Annotated in this window: 19 protein-coding genes; 11 read left to right on the forward strand and 8 right to left on the reverse strand. The window is 62.1% G+C overall.

Features of this window, described 5'->3' with window-relative positions:
• Positions 1-176: 176 nt before the first annotated feature.
• The 5 genes from LUU92_RS05860 (at position 177) to LUU92_RS05880 (ending at position 3,789) form a co-directional block, all read left to right on the forward strand.
• On the forward strand, positions 177-1,196 hold the full coding sequence (locus LUU92_RS05860; protein WP_071488688.1) for an alpha/beta fold hydrolase: 1,020 nt from the start codon (positions 177-179) through the stop codon (positions 1,194-1,196).
• 55 nt (positions 1,197-1,251) lie between these two features.
• The gene (locus tag LUU92_RS05865; RefSeq protein WP_222541073.1) at positions 1,252-1,905 is read left to right on the forward strand and encodes a DsbA family oxidoreductase; all 654 of its coding nucleotides are present in this window, start codon (positions 1,252-1,254) and stop codon (positions 1,903-1,905) included.
• A gap of 185 nt (positions 1,906-2,090) precedes the next feature.
• Positions 2,091-3,011: an arginase family protein gene (locus tag LUU92_RS05870; RefSeq protein ID WP_222541074.1), complete on the forward strand. Its 921-nt coding sequence runs from the start codon at positions 2,091-2,093 to the stop codon at positions 3,009-3,011.
• The gene (locus LUU92_RS05875) at positions 3,008-3,388 is read left to right on the forward strand and encodes a DMT family transporter (protein WP_016977488.1); all 381 of its coding nucleotides are present in this window, start codon (positions 3,008-3,010) and stop codon (positions 3,386-3,388) included. Before LUU92_RS05870 ends, LUU92_RS05875 begins: the two co-directional genes overlap by 4 nt.
• Positions 3,385-3,789, forward strand: a complete 405-nt coding sequence (locus LUU92_RS05880) for a DMT family transporter (RefSeq protein WP_071488691.1) — start codon at positions 3,385-3,387, stop codon at positions 3,787-3,789. The genes LUU92_RS05875 and LUU92_RS05880 overlap by 4 nt, the downstream gene beginning before the upstream one ends.
• Positions 3,790-3,793: 4 nt before the next feature.
• On the opposite strand, the gene LUU92_RS05885 is transcribed toward LUU92_RS05880, so the two are convergent.
• Together LUU92_RS05885 and LUU92_RS05890 are read right to left on the reverse strand one after the other, a co-directional pair.
• On the reverse strand, positions 3,794-4,660 hold the full coding sequence (locus LUU92_RS05885; RefSeq protein WP_071488692.1) for a fatty acid desaturase family protein: 867 nt from the start codon (positions 4,658-4,660) through the stop codon (positions 3,794-3,796).
• Positions 4,661-4,715: 55 nt separating this feature from the next.
• A complete protein-coding gene (locus LUU92_RS05890) occupies positions 4,716-5,486 on the reverse strand; it encodes a MipA/OmpV family protein (protein ID WP_071488693.1) in 771 nt (256 codons plus the stop codon).
• A 226-nt stretch (positions 5,487-5,712) separates the two neighbouring features.
• Between LUU92_RS05890 and LUU92_RS05895 the strand changes: the two genes are divergently transcribed.
• The 6 genes from LUU92_RS05895 to LUU92_RS05920 are packed head-to-tail and all read left to right on the forward strand — an operon-like array spanning position 5,713 to position 12,988.
• Positions 5,713-6,411, forward strand: a complete 699-nt coding sequence (locus tag LUU92_RS05895; protein WP_071488694.1) for an MtnX-like HAD-IB family phosphatase — start codon at positions 5,713-5,715, stop codon at positions 6,409-6,411.
• Positions 6,404-7,798, forward strand: a complete 1,395-nt coding sequence (locus LUU92_RS05900; RefSeq protein ID WP_071488695.1) for an aspartate aminotransferase family protein — start codon at positions 6,404-6,406, stop codon at positions 7,796-7,798. Before LUU92_RS05895 ends, LUU92_RS05900 begins: the two co-directional genes overlap by 8 nt.
• On the forward strand, positions 7,795-8,694 hold the full coding sequence (locus LUU92_RS05905; protein ID WP_257103296.1) for an alpha/beta hydrolase: 900 nt from the start codon (positions 7,795-7,797) through the stop codon (positions 8,692-8,694). Before LUU92_RS05900 ends, LUU92_RS05905 begins: the two co-directional genes overlap by 4 nt.
• Positions 8,695-8,707: 13 nt before the next feature.
• Positions 8,708-9,832 (forward strand): GNAT family N-acetyltransferase, encoded by a 1,125-nt coding sequence (locus LUU92_RS05910; protein ID WP_071488697.1) that lies wholly within the window; start codon positions 8,708-8,710, stop codon positions 9,830-9,832.
• Positions 9,832-11,601 (forward strand): sensor histidine kinase, encoded by a 1,770-nt coding sequence (locus LUU92_RS05915; protein ID WP_071488698.1) that lies wholly within the window; start codon positions 9,832-9,834, stop codon positions 11,599-11,601. The genes LUU92_RS05910 and LUU92_RS05915 overlap by 1 nt, the downstream gene beginning before the upstream one ends.
• Positions 11,591-12,988 carry a sigma-54-dependent transcriptional regulator gene (locus LUU92_RS05920; RefSeq protein ID WP_257103297.1) on the forward strand — a complete coding sequence of 466 codons (1,398 nt, stop codon included), beginning with the start codon at positions 11,591-11,593 and terminating at the stop codon, positions 12,986-12,988. Before LUU92_RS05915 ends, LUU92_RS05920 begins: the two co-directional genes overlap by 11 nt.
• Before the next feature lie 122 nt (positions 12,989-13,110).
• Here the strand turns inward: LUU92_RS05920 and LUU92_RS05925 are convergent, their stop codons facing one another.
• From LUU92_RS05925 to LUU92_RS05950, 6 genes are all read right to left on the reverse strand, one after another.
• Positions 13,111-13,449: a GlpM family protein gene (locus tag LUU92_RS05925; protein ID WP_071488700.1), complete on the reverse strand. Its 339-nt coding sequence runs from the start codon at positions 13,447-13,449 to the stop codon at positions 13,111-13,113.
• A complete protein-coding gene (gene aauR / locus LUU92_RS05930) occupies positions 13,449-14,798 on the reverse strand; it encodes a two-component response regulator AauR (RefSeq protein WP_071488701.1) in 1,350 nt (449 codons plus the stop codon). The genes LUU92_RS05925 and aauR overlap by 1 nt, the downstream gene beginning before the upstream one ends.
• The gene (aauS, locus tag LUU92_RS05935) at positions 14,795-16,696 is read right to left on the reverse strand and encodes a two-component sensor histidine kinase AauS (protein ID WP_257103298.1); all 1,902 of its coding nucleotides are present in this window, start codon (positions 16,694-16,696) and stop codon (positions 14,795-14,797) included. Before aauS ends, aauR begins: the two co-directional genes overlap by 4 nt.
• Before the next feature lie 217 nt (positions 16,697-16,913).
• The gene (locus LUU92_RS05940; protein ID WP_071488703.1) at positions 16,914-17,648 is read right to left on the reverse strand and encodes an amino acid ABC transporter ATP-binding protein; all 735 of its coding nucleotides are present in this window, start codon (positions 17,646-17,648) and stop codon (positions 16,914-16,916) included.
• Complete coding sequence (locus tag LUU92_RS05945; protein ID WP_071488704.1) at positions 17,645-18,316, reverse strand: amino acid ABC transporter permease; 672 nt, start codon at positions 18,314-18,316, stop codon at positions 17,645-17,647. The genes LUU92_RS05940 and LUU92_RS05945 overlap by 4 nt, the downstream gene beginning before the upstream one ends.
• Positions 18,316-19,062, reverse strand: coding sequence for an amino acid ABC transporter permease (locus LUU92_RS05950; protein ID WP_071488705.1), 747 nt, complete (start codon positions 19,060-19,062; stop codon positions 18,316-18,318). The genes LUU92_RS05945 and LUU92_RS05950 overlap by 1 nt, the downstream gene beginning before the upstream one ends.
• Positions 19,063-19,156: the final 94 nt, after the last annotated feature.

A 19,156-nucleotide genomic window follows, 5' to 3' on the forward strand; every position in this document is an offset into this window, starting at 1 on the left:
TCCATGAATACAATTTGTGACGAATCGGAATGACGTGAGTTTGTCTCATGTTGTAAGCCCTGTCGACAGTGACCGTTGAGCACTCTTCATCAAACTGTCACGCAACTGTGGCAGCGCGCTTGAACAAACTTCATCAGACTCGCGCTCTACTGGGGTTCTGCGTTTCGGTGTTTTCCATGCGTGTGTTGTTTTTATTGGCCGCCTTAGTGTTCGGCCTGCCGTCTTTTGCGGCTTCTCGATGTGATGTGAATGTCCCGACCCAAACGGTCGACCTGGCTCAGGTGAGCATCGCCTACCAGAGCATCGGCCGTGCGTCCGACCCTGCCTTGCTGCTGGTGATGGGCCTGGGCGGACAGTTGATCCACTGGCCTGACGAGGTGGTCGTCGCCTTGTGCCAGCAAGGGTTCCGGGTGATCCGCTATGACAATCGAGACGTCGGCCTGTCTACCTGGCGCCAGGCTCCGGCCAATGCCAACCTGACCTTCGAAGTGCTGCGCTACAAACTCGGCCTGCCGGTGGCGGCTCCGTATACCTTGACCGACATGGCCGATGACGCCATAGGCCTGATGGACGCGTTGCAGATCCAGCAATTCCACGTACTCGGCGCGAGCATGGGCGGGATGATCGCCCAGCACCTGGCCGCCATGGCGCCGCAGCGGGTCGAAAGCCTCACGCTGATCATGACCAGTTCCGGCGCCGAAGGCCTGCCGGCGCCGAATGCCGCGCTGGTACAGCTGTTGTCGCGACGCAGCGCGCCGAATCGTGAAGTGGCCCTGGAGCAGCAGGCCGACTTGCTCGCCGCACTGGGCAGCCCGAACGTCAAGGATGATCGCCAGGCGCTGTTGCACCAGGCGGCGCTGTCCTACGACCGCGCCTTCAACCCGGACGGCGTGAAGCGCCAGATCATGGCGATCCTCGCCGAACCGAGCCGCGTGCCGTTGCTCAACCAACTGCGCGTGCCGACCCTGGTGGTGCACGGCACGGCCGACCCGTTGTTGCCGGTGATGCACGGCGTGCACCTGGCGGCGCATATCCAGGGCAGCCAGTTGAAGCTGATTCCCGGCATGGCCCATCGGTTCCAGGAAGCGTTCAAGGCGCCCCTGTTGACGGCCGTGTTGCCGTACCTGCAAGCCCATCGGGAAGATGCGGCGCACTGGGCGCAGATTGACCTGGGCGAGCCTTCGAAGGTGTTGTGACATTGGTGTATCGTGCAACCTTTACGGCGCATTACTGCCAGCGAGGTTGCCTGCCATGAGTACTCCCCTGAAAATCGATTTCGTCAGCGATGTGTCCTGCCCCTGGTGCATCATCGGCCTGCGCGGCCTGACCGAAGCCCTCGACCAGCTTGGCGCCGACGTGCAAGCCGAGATCCACTTCCAGCCGTTCGAACTGAACCCGAACATGCCCGCCGAAGGGCAGAACATCGTCGAGCACATCACCGAGAAATATGGCTCCACCGCCGAGCAATCCCAGGCTAACCGCGAGCGCATCCGCGACATGGGCGCCGGGTTGGGCTTCGCCTTCCGCACTGACGGCCAGAGCCGCATCTACAACACCTTCGACGCGCACCGCCTGTTGCATTGGGCCGGGCTGGAGGGCTTGCAATACAACCTCAAGGAAGCGTTGTTCAAGGCGTATTTCACCGACCAGCAGGACCCGTCCGACCACGCGACGCTGGCGATCATTGCCGAGAGCGTCGGGCTGGATATCCAGCGTGCGGCCGAGATTCTGGCCAGCGACGAGTACGCCGCCGAAGTCCGCGAACAGGAACAACTGTGGATCTCCCGTGGCGTGACCTCGGTGCCGACCATCGTGTTCAACGATCAATATGCCGTCAGCGGTGGGCAGCCGGCGGAAGCTTTTGTAGGCGCGATCCGGCAGATCATCAGCGAATCCAAAAACTAACGCCGAACGCAGGTCAAAATGTGGGAGGGGGCTTGCCCCCGATAGCGGTGGTTCAGTTAAGACATGTGTTGACTGACACTCTGCTATAGGGGGCAAGCTCCCTCCCACATTGTTCTCCATTGGTCTTGAGACAGGTGCTGGCCCGTCCCTTGCATTGACCCCATAAAGCCTTAGGGGACACTGCCTTGAACATTCTTGACCTCGACCACAGCCTCACCGGCCAGGCACCGATTGCCCGGCGCCTGGCCAGTGGGCGCGCCCATCGTATCGACCTGCTGGACCTTGGCCCCAAGCTGCGCCTGTGGTCCACCGAAAAAACCTGGAAGCGCTTCGCCGAACGCCTGGCCCAACGGCCCCGGCCTTCCGACGCACGGCCGGAAATCCTGTTTGTCGGCTCCGGCGATTATCACCACCTCACGCCGGCATTCCTGGCTGATTTGAAAGAGCCCATCAGCCTGATCCACTTCGACAACCACCCCGACTGGGTGCGCTTTGCGCCCAAGCGTCACTGTGGTTCGTGGGTCAATCGCGCGTTGAAAATGCCGGCGATCAAACGCATCGTCACCCTCGGCCCGTGCAGCGACGACCTGCACAACCCGCAACTGCGCGGCGGCAACCTCGGTGCCCTCAAACGCGGGCAATTGCAGCTGTTTCCCTGGCAGCATGCGCCCTCCAAAGTCTGGGGGCGGGTAGGGGACGGCGCTGGCCACCAGCAGCGGGAAAACCACCTGCATTGGCGCAACCTGGCCGAGCTGGACTGGGCGGCGTTCCTTGAGCAGATGATCGACAGCCTCCCCACCGAGGCAATCTGGATCACCCTCGACAAAGACGTACTCGCCAGCGAAGACGCCGCCACCAATTGGGATCAGGGCGGCATGCGCCTTAGCCACCTGCTGCAAGCCTTGCGGGCTTTGGCGGCGCGCAAGCGCATCATCGGCATCGACGTGTGCGGCGAGTTCGCCACGCCGGCGTTCAGCAATGCCTTCAAGCGTTGGGAGGCCAAGTCCGACCAGCCGCCGCCCGAACGCTGGAGTGCCGAGGACTTGCAGCGCAATGCCGCGACCAATGAAGCCCTGATTGATCTGTTTGAGGAGCTGTTCCCGTGACGTTGACCGTGGTGTTGCTGGTGGCGTTTTCCATCGTGCTCGATGTGATCGGCCAGCTGTGTTTCAAGATCGGCCTGGACCGTTTGCCGGAGTTGGACGGCGGTTTTCGTCTGAATGCGTTCTGGGGCCAGGTGTTCAATGCGCCGTTGCTGTGGGCGGGGATCGGCGCCTATGCCGTCGAATTTTTCGTGTGGCTCGAAGCGTTGTCCCGAGCACCGTTGAGCCTGCTGTTTCCGGCGGCCGCGCTGGCGTATTGCGGCGTGGTGCTGGCGGGCAAGGTGGTGCTGGGCGAAACCGTCAGCCGGCGCCGTTGGCTCGGCACGCTGGTGATTACCTTGGGCGTGATGTTGGTGGCGATTGCAGGGAGTCAGGCATGAGTACGCAAACGATGAATACCGGATGGCTGCATGGGCGTTTGGGCACGGTGGTGCTGTGGGCCTTGTTGATCTGCACCGAAAGCGCTGGCCAGTTGTTTACCAAAGTGGCCGGGGATCAACTGGGGCAGATGGATTTCAGTTGGCAGTGGTTGGCGCAAGTGGCGCGCAACCCTGGGATCCTGGCGGCGATTGCCAGCTACATCGGCGCGTTTTTCGTATGGATGCTGATCCTGCGGCGCAGCAGCCTGTCCCTGGCGTTTCCGCTGAGTTCACTGGTGTTTGTGGTGGTGTTGCTCGGGTCGTGGCTGGGGCTGGGGGAACATATCAGCCCGCTGCACTGGGTGGGGGTGGCGGTGATCATCGGGGGTATCGCCCTCCTGGCAGAGGGCGAGGAAAACTGAGTGGCTAGGGTTTGCGGTGTTTCACCAAAAAACCTAGGCCATGGGACACCGGAAGTGTTTTGACCCCCGCCTCCCGCTGCTGCTCGGCAATCTCCCGATGAAACGCCTTCACCTGGGTCCAGTGCATCTTCGGCCGGTAGTGGTGCTCGGCGTGGTAGCCGTTATTCATCCAGATCAGGTTGTACAGCACGCTGTAGGAACTCACGCCCCAGGCGATCGGCAGGTTTGGGTTGCCGCCGAAATGCTCGTAGTAGCCATTGAGCGATGACAGGCACTGGCCCAGGTACCAGAACGGCAACAGCCACAGCACCGCCTGCCAGTTGTAGAACGCCAGCGCAATGTAGAACGCCACGGTCACGCCGATCTCGACTTTCACCCAGCGCGCATCGGCCGGGCGTTTGCGCGTCATTTCGGCGTAGAACGGCTTGGGATCGTCGCGGAAAAAACTCAGGAAGGTATAGGCCCACGGGTTTTCCGGCTGGCCATTATGGCCACGCTGGTAGATCGACAGCGGGTCGATGGTTTTACCGTCCGGCCCCGGCAGGTCGGCGTTGCCACGGTGGTGGCGATTGTGGATGTCGCGGTAGAGCGTCTGGGAGAAACCGATGGTCACCGACAGCAGCAGGTCGAAGGCCCGGTTCATGGCGCGATGGGTGAAGTAGGCGTTGTGGATCTGGTTGTGGGAGATGCTGTTGATGCTCCACGACAGGCTGACTGCGTAAAGCAGCGCCAGCGGCACCAGGGCCCACCAGCTCAGGTGATGGAAGGCGGCAACCAGCCAGACGACAAATGCGAAATGCGCCAGGCCCAGGGCGATGGGCACCAGGTCCCAGAGCGAGTGATGGAGCAGGCGGTAAGCGGGGCGAGCCATGAAGAATGTCCTGGAAAAGTGGATTCCAGCACCTTGTTGCAAACCCCAGACCAACCTAATCGAACTTGTAGCTGATGGCCGTCTGCACCTGGCCCTGGTTCACATCGCCGGTCTCTTTGACGATGCTGCTGTTGGCGGCCGATCCCACCAAGTGAATCCAGCTGGCGCTGGTCAGCAAGGACCAGTTGGCAGCCAGGGGAAATTCGAAACTCTGGGTCAGCGTCAGGTTCTGGAAACCACCGCTGGCGTTGTAGGGACGAAAGCCGGTGGAAGCGGCTTCGTTGTCATCCACGCCAAAAAACGTGTTGGTCTGGCGTGCATCGGCAAAATGCGCAACCAGCCCGCTGCTGCCGATGATCCCGCCGCCCAGCGGGTAGCCCAGTTCGCCGCCCAGTTTGCCGAGGGCGCCACTCTGCGAATGCCCACCGCCCACGGCTTGCCCCAATTGCGCGTAGACCCGCCAGAAATCAGCCGGGGCGTACTGGACGAAGCCACCCACCTCGGCCATGTCCGACACATTGCGCAGGCCTTGCAGATCGCCATTGGACGTGCGCCCCGACAGGTAGTTGATATAGGGGCCGGCGGTAAAGCCGTGGGTGTTGAGCGCGCTCCAGGTCAAGCCGTCATCGGTGCCCAGGCTGACGCTGCCCCAATCCAGGTCCAGGTAGGGCACGGGGCGGACTTCGTAGCGGCTGGCGGTGGGGTCATGGGGTTGATAACTGATGCCTGCGCCCACTTCACCGGTGATGCCTTCGGCCAGGGCAGCGTTTGAAAAGCTCCACAGGCCAAGCAAACCGGCGAATGCAGCGCATGTGATCCTGTACATGGTCAGGTTCCTTGATTGATTACGTGCGCATGAACGCGCGAAGGGCTCGCTTCACGCAAGCACTCATCTTGTTTGTAGCAAGCTACAAAAATTGTAGCTTCGACGACACATTCCGCCCTCGATACGCGCCAGAGCCCCAGCCCTGCTGGGTGGTGGCCAGTTGGCACAGTCCCTGCTCTACCTCTGGTGCAAGCGCACACAGCGCGCTCCTCCAAGGTAAACAACGATGATCCAGTGGCATATCGTGTGTGACTTCGACGGGACCATTACCCCCACCGATGTCATCGACAACGTCCTCCAACGCTTCGCCGGCCCCGAGTGGGAAACCATCGAACAGGAATGGCTGGATGGGCATATCGGTTCACGCGAATGCCTGAGCCGCCAACTGGCGCTGATCAAGGCCACACCTTCCGAGCTGCTGGCGTACTTCGACAGCGTCGAGATCGACCCGGACTTCCCCGACTTCGTCGACCACGTCATGGGACTGGGTGCGACCATCGAAGTGGTCAGCGACGGCATCGAGCAGGGCATCGCCCGCATCCTGTCGCGCAATTACGTGACCTTGCTGCCGATCCTTGCCAACCGCCTGCGCCAGGTCGACCAGAACAGCTGGCGCATCGACTTCCCGTATGCCAGCGACGCCTGCCGTGCCGCTTCCGGCAACTGCAAGTGCAAGTCCACCCCACGCAACAAGCGCGTGCTGGTGATCGGCGACGGCAAGTCCGATATGTGCGTGGCCTCCACCGCCGACTTCGTGTTCGCCAAGGGCAGCCTCGCCAAGTACTGCGAAGCCAACGACATTCCTCACGCACGCTTCGACACCTTTGCCGAACTGCCTGCATTGCTGGCCCTGCTGCCTCAGGGCATCGCCGCCAACGCCACCACCTTTACTGCTGACAACCAGGAACTCTTCCATCATGTCTGATATCCGTATCGCTACCGCCGAAGACCAGATCCTTCTGGACAAAGAAGCCAAGTATTGCTCCTACGGCGATACCGTTCACTACATCGAGCCGCCGCGTATTTTCAGCCGTTGCGAAGGCTCCTACGTGTGGGACACCGAAGACCAGGCCTATCTCGACCTGCAAATGTGGTACTCGGCGGTCAACTTCGGCTACGCCAACCCGCGCCTGAACAACGCATTGAAACAGCAGATCGACACGCTGCCGCAAATTGCCAGCCAGTACCTGCACAAGGGCAAGATCGAGCTGTCGGAAATGATCGCGGTCGATGCCAAGAAGAAATTCGGCCTCGACGGTCGCGTGCACTTCAACGTCGGCGGTTCGCAGTCCATCGAAGATTCCCTGAAAGTGGTGCGTAACGCCACCAACGGCAAGAGCCTGATGTTCGCCTTCGAGGGCGGCTACCACGGGCGCACCCTGGGTGCTTCGTCGATCACCTCCAGCTACCGCTACCGTCGTCGCTACGGCCACTTCGGCGAGCGCGCGCAGTTCATCCCGTTCCCGTACCACTTCCGTGGCCCCAAAGGCATGACCAAGGAAGAATACGGCAGCCACTGCGTGCAGCAATTCGCCCGCCTGTTCGAGACTGAATACAACGGGGTGTGGGACCCGAAAGTCGGCTCCAGCGAATACGCCGCGTTCTACGTCGAGCCGATCCAGGGCACCGGCGGCTACGTGATCCCGCCGATGAACTTCTACCGCGAGTTGAAGCACGTGCTGGATCAACACGGCATCCTGATGGTCTCCGACGAGATCCAGATGGGCTTCTACCGCACCGGAAAACTGTGGTCGATCGAACACTTTGACGTGCAGCCGGATGTGATCGTGTTCGGCAAGGCGCTGACCAACGGCCTCAACCCACTGGGCGGCATCTGGGCCCGTGAAGAGTTGATCAACCCGAAGATCTTCCCGCCAGGTTCGACCCACTCCACCTTCGCCTCCAACCCGTTGGGCACGGCGGTAGGCCTGGAAATGTTCAAGATGACCAACGAGATCGACTACGGCGCGATGGTCATGGCCAAGGGCAAGTTCTTCCTCGAAGGCCTGCAGGACCTGCAGAAACGTTTCCCGATCATTGGCGATGTCGACGGCCTGGGCCTGGCGCTGCGCTGCGAAATCTGCGCCCCGGATGGTTTCACCCCCGACAAGGCGACCCTGGACTACATGGTCGAAGAAGGCATGAAAGGCGACATGGTGGTGGACGGCCAGAAACTCGGGCTGATCCTCGACGTGGGCGGCTACTACAAGAACGTGATCACCCTGGCACCGTCCCTGGAAATCAGCTACCCGGAAATCGAGCTGGGCCTGAAGCTGCTCGAGCAACTGCTGGTGCGGGCGACCAACCGGTGAACAGCGTCGGGATCGACCTCGGTGAAGGTGATGCCGGTTTCGTTCTCGGTGACGGTCCGGTCGGGATCCTGTTGATCCACGGCCTGACCGGCACCCCGACGGAGTTGCGCCAGGTCGCCAAGGGCCTGGCCAAGGTGGGCAATTGCACGGTGTACGTGCCCACCCTGGCCGGGCACTGCGGTGACAACAGCGACCTGCAGGCCACGGGCTGGCGGGACTGGTACGAAGGCGTGCGCAAGACCTTCGTGGGCGTGAAGCAACGCCACGCGCAGGTGTTTGTCGGCGGCTTGTCGATGGGCGCGGTGATGTCGATGTACCTGGCGTCGGAGCATCCGGGCCAGGTGGCCGGTTTGCTGATGTATTCCACCACGCTCAAGTACGACGGGTGGAGCATCAACAAAATGGCGTTTATCACGCCGTTGCTCATCCGTATCCCGTTCGGCGTGCGCCTGTTCCGCTTTACCGAGAAGCCGCCCTACGGCATCAAGAACGAACGCCTGCGCGCCATCGTTGAACGGCAGATGAAGGAAGGCGAAAGCAGCGAGGCGGGCCTGTTGACGATGGAGGGCGTGACGGTGCGTGAATTGCACTGGATGAACGCCGTGGTCAAGAAACGCATGCCGTCGATCAACGTACCGGCGCTGGTATTGCACTCCATCGAGGACGACATCACCAGCCGCTGGAACGCCGATTACGTGGAACGCCACCTCGGCGGGCCGGTGACCAAGATCCTGCTGGACAACTGCTACCACATGATCACCGTCGACCTGCAATACCGCCGGGTGATCGAATTGAGCGCCGATTTCGTCGAACAACACACCTCCGCCATGGGCGCCAGTTCACTTTGTGGCGAGCCCACTCGATACAGCAAGCCCGCTCTCCGCCATAGACTCTGACAAAGGACACGATGTGATCACCGCCCAAGCCTTCCCGACCATCCGGGCTATCCAGCGCAGTGCCTGGAACGACTGTTTCCCGGGTGCCCTGGAGGACTGGGACTATTACGTAGCCGTGGAAAACGCGGCCATTGATGATTTCCAGTGGCGTTATCTCGCGGTTTATCAGGATGGAACGCTGGTGGCCGTGGCTGCCGCGTTCATCACGCATTATCGCCTCGACACCACGGTGTCGGGCGCCGGCAAGCGCTTGACCGAACGTGTCGAACGATTGTGGCCGGGGCTTTTGCAACTGGGGCTGTATGCCCTCGGATCGCCGGTGGCCGAACGCTGCGACGTGGGTTTCGCCAGCAGCGTGGCGGATGCGCAGCGTCCGCTGTTGCTCAAGCACCTGCTGGGCGCCGCCCGCCAGGATGCCGATGACTTCGGCATCGGCCTGGTGGCGGTCAAGGATGCGCCGAGCAAGGATCCGCATTGGCTCCAGAGCTGCCGCGCGGCAGGCTTCCAGAGCATGCCGAGCTTGCCCACCGGCGTGTTGCCGCTGCCGTACGGCTCGGTGGATGCCTACCTGGGTTCGCTGGGCAAATCCACACGCAAGGACCTGCGCCGCAAGCTGCGTGCGCCGGGGCCGCGGGTGGAGTGGCGGCGCAATATCGACGACGTGCTGCCCGAGGTGATGCGCTTGTACGAGGCCACGCTCACGCGTGCCGAGTTGCAGTTCGAACGGCTGCCCGCCGGTTACTTCACCGGTGTGCTCGAACGCCTGGATGAGCGCGCGGTCTGTGTTCTTTACTGGGTGGACGAGCAACTGGTGGCGTTCAACCTGGTGCTGGTCGACCAACACCGGCTGGTGGACAAGTTTTTCGGGCATGACGTGGCGTTCACCCGCGACTACAACCTGTACTTCCGCAGCTGGCTGACCAATGTCGACTACTGTATTCAACACAATATTGCCGTGTATGAGTGCGGCCAGGCCGGGTATGCCAGTAAGCTGCGCCTGGGTTGCGAGTTCCAGGGCAACAGTGTGTTTTTTCGTCACCGCAATCGGCTGGTCAACGGCCTGCTCAAGCTTGTAAAACTGTTTATTCGACCGGACCGTTCCGACCCTGCCATGGCTGCTGCGATAAGCGAAACCTGATGATCACCAAGACCCGCCAGAAAGCCCGCCCCTTTGCCATTTCGCGCTGGAGCGTCCAGCGCAAGCTGGTGCTGGCGTTCTGGTTGGTCAGCGTGATTCCTACCATGATCGCGGCTGAGCTGGCCGCGACCACGCTGTCGCAGATCTTCGACAGCAACGTGCGCATCTGGCTGCAGGAGTCGACCAAGATCGTCAAGGACGAAATCGGCGACATCCTTCACGACAACGCGCGCATGGCCAAATTGTTCCTGCGCTACACCAGCCCGCCGTCAAGCCGGCAAGCCGCCAAGCACGACCGCCTGACCGCCGACATTGCCGACGCTACCGACATCGACGTGGTGGCGCTGATTCGCGCCAGCGACCACAAGGTCGAATTCAGCACCGCCTCCGATGACATCGTCAAACAGATCAACCTGACCAGCAACGCGGTGTTGCAGACCGTGCAGGTGGCCGGGGTGAATACCGGCCTGGTGGTGTCGACCTTTGAAACCAGCCGTGACGGTGTCGACTACCTGTTGCTGGTCGCCACCTACCTGGACAGCAGTTTCCTCACCAGCGTGGCCGATGTGCATTCCCTCGACCTGCGCCTGTACCTGGCCAACCCCGACGGTTTTTCCGAGATCTTCTCGACCCAGCGCTTCGTGGATCACCCCTCGCGCATCCCCAAGAGCGTCGAAGCGGCGATGCGCAGCACCCGCCAGCCCAGCGAGCAGTTCACCAACAACTACAGCGGGCTGTACTGGCCGATCTTCAATGATGCGGGGGATTTGCAGGGCGTGATTTTCAGCGGTCTGCTGCGCCACACCAGCCTGGTCGGGCTGGTCAACCAGAGCAACCTGTTCGTGCTGATCTTCCTGCTTAGCTCGGCCTTGTCGCTGGCGGCCGGGGTGTTGGTGTCGCGGCGCCTGACCAAACCGCTGCGCGACCTGTCCCAAGGTGTGGACGCGGTGATTTCGGGTCACTACGAACACCGTGTGCCGGTCAGCGGCGGCGATGAGCTGGCGCAGTTGAGCAGCACCTTCAACCATATGACCGAGCGCCTGGGCGAGTTGCATTACCTTGAGGCCCAGTTGCGCCGACGCGATCGCCTGCACGCCCTGGGCGAAGTCGCCATGGGCCTGGCCCACGAGATCCGCAACCCGCTGGGCATCATCAAGACAGCCACGCAACTGTTGCATCGGCGTGCCGATCTGCCGGAAACCGACAAGCGTCACCTGGAATACGTGGTCAGTGAGGTCAGCCGCATCAACGACCTGATCACCGAGTTCCTCGACTTCGCCAAGCCCAACCCGCCGCTGCGCGTGTTGCAGCCGGCGCGCGCGCTGGTGGACGAGATCCTCGGCTTTTGCGCGCCGGAACTGGCCACCCATGCGATCGATGCGCATGTCGATGACCAGGCGCCGGGAGCGACCATCTATGCTGACGCCAAGCAGCTCAAGCAGGCGTGTCTCAACCTGATTCTCAACGCCGTCGACGCGATGCCCGAAGGCGGGCGGCTGACGTTGGGCATTCGCTCGGTGGACGACAACACAGTGATCAGCATCGCCGACACCGGCCAGGGCATTCCGGCGGACATGATCGAGCGTATCTTTACCCCGTTCGTCACCACCAAGGCCTCGGGCACCGGGCTGGGCCTGGCCAAAGTCTATTCGATCATGGAAAGTCACGACGGCAGCATCGAATGCGCCAGTGAAAAAGATGCCGGCGCCACGTTCAGCCTGTACATTCCGGCGATGGGCGAAGACGACGAGGACAGTCATGACGCATAACATTCTGGTAGTCGACGACGAACCCAAGCTCTGCGACCTGCTGGCGTCGGCCCTGGGCCAGAACAACGTGCAGGTGTTCATCGCCGGCAACGGCCTGCACGCGCTCAAGGTGCTGGAGCAGGAAGACATCGACCTGGTGATCAGCGACTGGCGCATGCCAGGCATGGACGGGCCGGCGCTGCTGGCCGAGATCAAGGTGCGTTACCCCCACGTGCCGGTGATCGTGATGACTGCCTACAGCACCGTGAAAAACGCCGTGCAGTCGATGCGCAATGGCGCCTACGACTACATCGCCAAGCCGTTCGATATCGACGAGCTGGACATCACCGTGGCCAAGGCCCTGCAGTTTCGCGACATCATGCGCGACAACGCGCGCCTGCGCGCCGAACTGGACGAGCACGCACAGTTCGACAGCCTGGTGGGCGACAGCCCGGCGTTTCGCAAAGTGCTGCAGGCGGTGGACTCGGTGCGCGACAGCAGCGCCACCATCCTGCTCACCGGCGAAAGCGGCACCGGCAAGGAAATGGTCGCCCGCGCCATCCACAAACACGGCAGCCGTGCCGACCAGCCGTTCGTGGCGGTCAACTGTGCGGCGATCCCGGAAGGACTGCTGGAAAGCGAAATGTTCGGCCATCGCAAAGGCGCGTTTACCGGTGCCGTGGCCGACCGGGTAGGGCGCTTCCAGCAGGCCGACAAGGGCACGTTGTTTCTCGACGAAGTGGGCGACATGCCGTTGGCGTTGCAGGCGAAGATCCTGCGTGCATTGCAGGAGCGGGTGATCGAACCGGTGGGCGACCTGCGCGAGCGCAAGGTGGACGTGCGGGTGATTGCCGCCACCAACAAGAATTTGCTGGACGCGGTGGCCAACAAAGAGTTTCGCGAAGACCTGTATTACCGCCTCAACGTGTTCCCGATCCCGTTGCCGGCCTTGCGCGAGCGGGTGGAAGACATCGCGCCGTTGGCCCGCCACTTCGCCCACACCCTGAGTGCCACCGCCGGCAAACGCATCACTGGCTTCAGCCCGGAAGCCTTGCAGGCCATGGCGGCGTATCACTGGCCGGGCAATATCCGTGAACTGCAGAACTGCGTGGAGCGCGCGACCATCGTGGCGGCGTCACCGGTAATCGAGGATATCGACCTGCCGGGTTATCTGTTTGCATCCAAACCGAGCGAGGGCGGTGTGACGGCGATCCTCAGCGATGGGCCGGGCATTCCCCAGGACCTGGATGCGGCGCTGGCAGAGGTGGAGAAGGCCTATATTCTGGCAGCGTTGCAGGAGAGCAATGGCGTGCAGGCCGCAGCGGCGGCGAAGATCGGGATTTCCGAGCGCAGTTTCTGGTATCGCCTGAAGAAGCTGGGCATTCAGGTCGACAAGATCGTCCGCTGACACATCGAGGTTCAAAGGTGGGAGGGGGCTTGCCCCCGATTGCAGTGGGTCAGACAGCTTTTCTGTCTCTGATACACCGCCATCGGGGGCAAGCCCCCTCCCACAGTTTTGACCGTGCTGGGTCAGGTGTGGACGCGTACCCATATGCTCACCAGCACCGTCGCGGCCATCAACCACGCCACGGCGGCCACGGCCAGTGATGCCTCCAACCGCATCCGATCGACCATCACATACAAGGTCGCCAGGTACACAAAATACGGAATGATCGACCACATCCCGAACAGGATCGTGGTCTTCAAGTCGTCTACCGAGCGCCCTTTGCCGACGATGTAGTGGGCGATCAACGCAAAGGTCGGAAACAGCGGCACCAGCCCTGCGATGTAATAGTTTTTGGTCTTGGCCAGCGCCGCCAGAATCAGCACCACTGCCGCGCCGAGGGCGGCCTTCAATAGCAAGTCCATCAGTGACTCAACCCGTACTTCTTGACCTTGTCGAACAGCGTGGTCTTGGCCATCCCCAGTTCCTGGCTGGCCTGGGTCAGGTTGCCGCCGCTGCGTTGCAGCGCATCGTTGAGCAGGTTGCGTTCGAAGGCCTCCACTGCCTCGGTAAAGGCCAGCCCCTGGCCGCCGCTGCTGGCGCCGCTTTTCTTGAAGGCGGGCAGGCCGAGGGCGAAGCGTTCGGCGACGTTGCGCAATTCGCGCACGTTGCCCGGCCAGTCGTGGCTCATCAGGCTCGACAGGGTCTGGTTGTCCAGCTCCGGCGCAGTGCGGTCGAAACGCAGGGATGACTGCTGCAGGAAGTGTTCGAACAGTTGCAGGATGTCTTCGCGACGCTCGCGCAGGGGCGGCAGTTCCAGGGTTACCACGTTGAGGCGGTAGTACAGGTCGCTGCGGAACTGGTTGGCGCGGCTCAGTTCGTCGAGGTCGGACTTGGTGGCGGCGATCACCCGGCAATCCACTGCGACACTCTGGTTCGACCCCAGGCGTTCCAGAGTGCGTTCCTGCAATACCCGCAGCAACTTGATCTGCAGGTTGATCGGCATGCTTTCCACTTCATCGAGGAACAGCGTGCCTTCGTGGGCGTGTTCGATCTTGCCGATGCGGCGCTTGCCGGCACCGGTGAAGGCGTTGGCTTCGTGGCCGAAAATCTCGCTTTCGAAGAGGTTCTCCGGCAGGCCGCCGCAATTCAGGGCGACAAACTGGTGGGCGTGACGCCGGCTGAAATCATGCAGGCAGCGCGCGACCAGTTCCTTGCCGGTGCCGGTCTCGCCTTCGATCAGCACGTTGGCCGAGGTGTCGGCGACGTTGGCGATCAGTTCGCGCAGGTTCTGCATGGCCGGCGAACGGCCGATGATGCGGCCTTCCAACGAATCGCGCTCGGCCAATTGGCGGCGCAGCGACCAGACTTCTCGCGCCAGCCCGCGCTGCTCCAGGGCGCGCCGGGCGACGTCGACCAGGCGTTCGGGGGAGAAGGGTTTCTCCATGAAGTCATAGGCGCCGTTGCGCATCGCGCCGACCGCCATGGAAATATCGCCGTGCCCGGTAATCAGCACCACCGGCAGGCTTTTATCCAGGGCCTTGAGGCGGGTGAGCAGCTCCAGGCCGTCGATGCCCGGCAAACGGATATCGCTGATCACGATGCCGGCGAAGTTTTCGCCGATGCGCTTCAAGGCTTCTTCGGCACTGCCCACGCCGACGCTGGGAATATCTTCCAGGGCCAGGGCTTGCTGGCAGCCGAGCAACACGTGGGGGTCGTCTTCGACGATCAGCACGGTGAGGTCTTCTTTAACGGCGGTAGCGTTTGTATTCATGTCGACTCAGCTTGTTGAGTGCCCGCCAGCGGCAGGCACAAGACAAAGGCCGTTCCACCACTGGCCGGGTGTTCCACGGCGAGGTTGCCGCCGGTGGCCGCCGCGAGGCTGGCAGACAGCGTCAGGCCCAGGCCCAGGCCTTGCTCGCCGGGCTTGGTGGTGAAGAACGGTTCGAACAAATGCTTGCGCGCCTCGGGATCGATGCCGTGGCCATTGTCGCGCACTTGCAGGCGGTATTTGCCCTCGCTGCTGCTGCCCTCCAGCCACAATTGCGGGGCCGGTTGGGCTTGCATGGCGTCGAGGGCATTGCCGATCAGGTTGACCAGGATCTGTTCCAGGCGCGTCTGGTCGATTTGCAATTGGGCGTGGGAAAAGTCGCGGTGCAGGGTCAGTGGCAGGCTGTCCATGCGTGCGCCGAGCACCTGGAACGCGGCGTCTACCGCTTTGGCCAGGCTGGCTTCGCCCTGGTCGTCTCCGCGCCGGGCGAAGGAGCGCAGGCTGGCGGTGATACGGCCCATGCGGTCGATCAGTTCATTGATGGTCTTGAGGTTGGCGCTGGCGGTATCCAGGGCGCCGCGCTCCAGGAAACGCACGGTGTTGCCGGACAGGGTACGCAGCGCGGCCAGTGGCTGATTCAATTCGTGGGCGATGCTGGTGGACATCTGGCCGATGGCCGCCAGTTTGCCGGCCTGCACCAGTTCATCCTGGGCACGGCGCAGGGTTTCTTCGGCCTGGCGCCGTTCGCGGATCTGGCCCTTGAGCCGTTCGTTGCTGGCGCGCAGGTCGGCGGTGCGCTCGGCAATCCGTCGTTCCAACTGGCTGTTGGCTTCCTGCAAGGCTTCCCGTGCGGCGAGGCGTGTGGCGATGACTTTGCGTCGCTCGTTCCAGGCAATCAGCAAAAACGCCACCAGGCCAAACGCAACGGCCACCAGGATGCCCTGGTTGATTGCGGCGCGGCGCAGGTCGTTGAGCGGGGTGAGCAGGGTGAAATTCCACGGCGTGTCGTTGAGCGGACGGGTCTGCGCCAGGTAGCTGACTTCGTGGGCGTCGTTGACCACTTCGCTGTTGGCCGGGAAGGTCAGCTTCTCGGTGCCTTCGTTGAGGCGCTCGCGGGCCAGGGGCTCCAGCTCGTTCAGCGTCGCCCAGTAATATTGCAGGCTGTGGGCCAGGCGGTCCTTGGTGTCATCGCTCAGCGGGCGCACGGCCTTGAGGCGCCGGGCCGGGTCACTGGAGAGGATGATGATGCCGTTTTCGTCGCTCACGAACGCTTCGAGGCGTGCGCGTTGCCAGCGCTCTTCGAGGGCTTCGAGGCGTACCTTGACCACCGCGACGCCGATGATCTTGCCATGCTCTTCCAGGCCGTGGGCCAGGTAGTAGCCGGGTTCGCCGTTGGTGCTGCCGATGCCGTAGAAGCGACCTGGCTGGCCCCGCACGGCGTTCTGGAAATAGGCGCGGAAGGACAGGTCTTCACCCTGGTAACTGTCGGCATCGCGCCAGTTACTGGTGGCCAGCACGCGGCCGGTGGTGTCCATCACGTAGATGGCCCGACTGCGACTGCGTCGGTTCAGGCCTTCGAGGTAATCGTTGACGGTCTTGCGGGTTTCCTGGTTCGGGTCGGCCAGCAGCGTGGAGACGCTGGACTCCAGTTCCAGCAGGCTGGGCAGGTAGGTGTATTTGCTCAGCTCGCTTTCGACGGTGCGGGCATGCAACTCCAACTGGCGTTCGCCGGTGTCGCTGAGGGTGCGGATGCCGTAGTACTCACTGACCCAGAAGCCGATGAAACCCAGGCCGATCATCAGGGCGATGATCAGGGGCGGCAGGAACAGTTGGCGGATCAGACGTGGTTTCACGGCAAGTGATGGCGGTGCGGCGCGAAATTGGTTGGGGTCGCATTTCATCACAGATGCCTTGGGTCAACCAGTTGTGCTGATGGTGCTTATTCTGTGGCGAGCGGGCTTGCCCCGCGTCGGGCTGCGCAGCAGCCCCAAAATCAGGTACTGAGAGATGCCTGATACACGGCATTTTTCAGTACCGGGGCTGCTGCGCAGCCCGACGCGGGGCAAGCCCGCTCGCCACAACAAGCCCGTCTTCACAGACAGAGCAGCGAGTTGCTTCTTAGTGCTGCAGGATTTTCTCGAGGAAGTGCTGCGCGCGTTCGGAGCGGGCGCTGATGTCGCCGAAGAACTCTTCTTTCGGGCAGTCTTCGATGATCTTGCCGGCGTCCATGAAGATCACGCGGTCGGCCACTTTGCGGGCGAAGCCCATTTCGTGGGTCACGCACATCATGGTCATGCCTTCCTGGGCCAGTTGCACCATCACGTCGAGCACTTCGTTGACCATTTCCGGGTCCAGCGCCGAGGTCGGTTCGTCGAACAGCATGACGATCGGGTCCATGGCCAGTGCGCGGGCAATCGCCACACGTTGTTGCTGGCCGCCGGAGAGCTGGCCCGGGTGCTTGTGCGCATGTGCCGACAGGCCGACGCGCTCGAGCAGTTGCAGGCCTTTCTTGGTGGCTTCTTCCTTGCTGCGGCCCAGCACCTTGATCTGCGCGATGGTCAGGTTTTCGGTGATGGTCAGGTGCGGGAACAGTTCGAAGTGCTGGAACACCATGCCGACGCGCGAGCGCAGCTGCGGCAGGTTGGTCTTCGGGTCGGCGATGGAAGTGCCGTCGACCACGATGTCGCCCTTCTGGAACGGTTCCAGCGCGTTGACGCACTTGATCAGGGTGGATTTACCCGAGCCGGACGGCCCGCACACCACGATCACTTCGCCTTTTTTAACCTCGGTGCTGCAATCGGTCAGCACCTGGAAGTCGCCATACCACTTGTTGATGTTCTTGATAGAGATCATACGGCAAACCTTTTTTGCAGACGCTTGACCAGCAGCGAGGCGGAAAAGCTGATGATGAAGTAGACGACACCGGCGAAAACCAGGAACTCATTGGAGCGGCCGATGATGTCGCCATTGGAACGGGCGGAGTTGAGGAAATCCACCAGGCCCACGGTGTAGACCAGCGAGGTGTCCTGGAACAGGATGATCGACTGTTGCAGCAGCAACGGGGTCATCTTGCGGAACGCCTGGGGCAGGATGATCAGGCGCATCGTCTGGCCGTAGGTCATGCCCATGGCCTGTGCAGCCGCCATCTGGCCCTTGGGGATCGACTGCACGCCGGCCCGCACGATTTCACAGAAGTACGCGGCTTCGAACATCATGAACGCCACGACGCAGGAGGTGAATGCGCCGATCGGGGTGTCTTCGCCGGTGATCCAGCGCAATACGAACGGCACCGCCAGGTAGAACCAGGTGATCACCAGCAGCAGAGGGATCGAGCGGAAGTAGTTCACATAAGCGCCGGCAACGCGCGACAGCAGTTTGCTGGACGACAGGCGCATCAGCGCCAGGACCGTACCCAGCGCGATACCGCCGACCACGCCCATGACCATCAACTGCAGGGTCATGACCATGCCGTTCCACAGGCCCGGGATGGCGGGGATGATGCCGCTGAAATCGAAGTCCATTATTTACCCCCCACGGAGATCAGGCCGGGCACTGCGACTTTCTTCTCGACCACGCGCATCAGCAACATCAGGCTCATGTTCAGGGTGAAGTAGATCAGCGTGGCCAGGGTGAAGGCTTCAAACAGGTTGGCCGAGAACTCGGCGGTCTGCTTGGTTTGCGCCAGCAGTTCCATCAGGCCGATCAGGGACGCCACGGAGGAGTTCTTGAAGACGTTGAGGAATTCCGAGGTAAGCGGCGGAATGATGATCCGGTAGGCCTGGGGCAGCAGCACGTTCCAGTAGATCTGCGGCAGCTTGAAGCCCATGGCGCGTGCAGCGGATTCCTGGCCGCGTGGCAGCGCCTGGATGCCGGTACGCACTTGCTCGCACACTCGGGCGGCGGTGAACAGGCCCAGGCACACGACAACGCTCAGGTAGGCGGAGGTGGTCGGGTTGAGGTCCTGTTTGTACCAGTCCTGCAGGTTCTGCGGCAGCATGTCGGGTACCAGGAAGTACCAGATGAACAGCTGAACCAGCAGCGGCACGTTACGAAACAGTTCCACGTAGCAGGTCGCGATGCCCGCTACGATGCGGTTTGGCACGGTGCGCATGACGCCCAGAATGGACCCCAGCAGCAAGGCGATAATCCATGCCACGACAGCGATGGCGATGGTCCAGCCCAAGCCGGCGATGTACCAGTCGAGATAAGTCTCGCTGCCCACGCCAGTGGACTTGAAGAACACGCCCCAGTCCCAGTTGTAATTCATTAGGGTCTCCCCTCGAGATCGATCGATGTACAAGCACCCGCTTGGGGAAGATCCTTTCCCGCCTGGCGATGAACGCCAGGCACACGCGATCGGC

This window comes from Pseudomonas extremorientalis (assembly GCF_024584605.1).
Classification (GTDB): Bacteria; Pseudomonadota; Gammaproteobacteria; order Pseudomonadales; family Pseudomonadaceae; genus Aquipseudomonas; species Aquipseudomonas extremorientalis.

Bases quoted from the DNA above. Each gene is read 5' to 3' on its own strand.
- LUU92_RS05860 (WP_071488688.1), top strand. From the start codon at position 177: ATGCGTGTGTTGTTTTTATTGGCCGCCTTAGTGTTCGGCCTGCCGTCT.
- LUU92_RS05865 (WP_222541073.1), top strand. From the start codon at position 1,252: ATGAGTACTCCCCTGAAAATCGATTTCGTCAGCGATGTGTCCTGCCCC.
- LUU92_RS05880 (WP_071488691.1), top strand. From the start codon at position 3,385: ATGAGTACGCAAACGATGAATACCGGATGGCTGCATGGGCGTTTGGGC.
- LUU92_RS05885 (WP_071488692.1), bottom strand. From the start codon at position 4,660: ATGGCTCGCCCCGCTTACCGCCTGCTCCATCACTCGCTCTGGGACCTG.
- LUU92_RS05890 (WP_071488693.1), bottom strand. From the start codon at position 5,486: ATGTACAGGATCACATGCGCTGCATTCGCCGGTTTGCTTGGCCTGTGG.
- LUU92_RS05895 (WP_071488694.1), top strand. From the start codon at position 5,713: ATGATCCAGTGGCATATCGTGTGTGACTTCGACGGGACCATTACCCCC.
- LUU92_RS05900 (WP_071488695.1), top strand. From the start codon at position 6,404: ATGTCTGATATCCGTATCGCTACCGCCGAAGACCAGATCCTTCTGGAC.
- LUU92_RS05915 (WP_071488698.1), top strand. From the start codon at position 9,832: ATGATCACCAAGACCCGCCAGAAAGCCCGCCCCTTTGCCATTTCGCGC.
- LUU92_RS05920 (WP_257103297.1), top strand. From the start codon at position 11,591: ATGACGCATAACATTCTGGTAGTCGACGACGAACCCAAGCTCTGCGAC.
- LUU92_RS05925 (WP_071488700.1), bottom strand. From the start codon at position 13,449: ATGGACTTGCTATTGAAGGCCGCCCTCGGCGCGGCAGTGGTGCTGATT.
- aauR (WP_071488701.1), bottom strand. From the start codon at position 14,798: ATGAATACAAACGCTACCGCCGTTAAAGAAGACCTCACCGTGCTGATC.
- aauS (WP_257103298.1), bottom strand. From the start codon at position 16,696: ATGAAATGCGACCCCAACCAATTTCGCGCCGCACCGCCATCACTTGCC.
- LUU92_RS05940 (WP_071488703.1), bottom strand. From the start codon at position 17,648: ATGATCTCTATCAAGAACATCAACAAGTGGTATGGCGACTTCCAGGTG.
- LUU92_RS05945 (WP_071488704.1), bottom strand. From the start codon at position 18,316: ATGGACTTCGATTTCAGCGGCATCATCCCCGCCATCCCGGGCCTGTGG.
- LUU92_RS05950 (WP_071488705.1), bottom strand. From the start codon at position 19,062: ATGAATTACAACTGGGACTGGGGCGTGTTCTTCAAGTCCACTGGCGTG.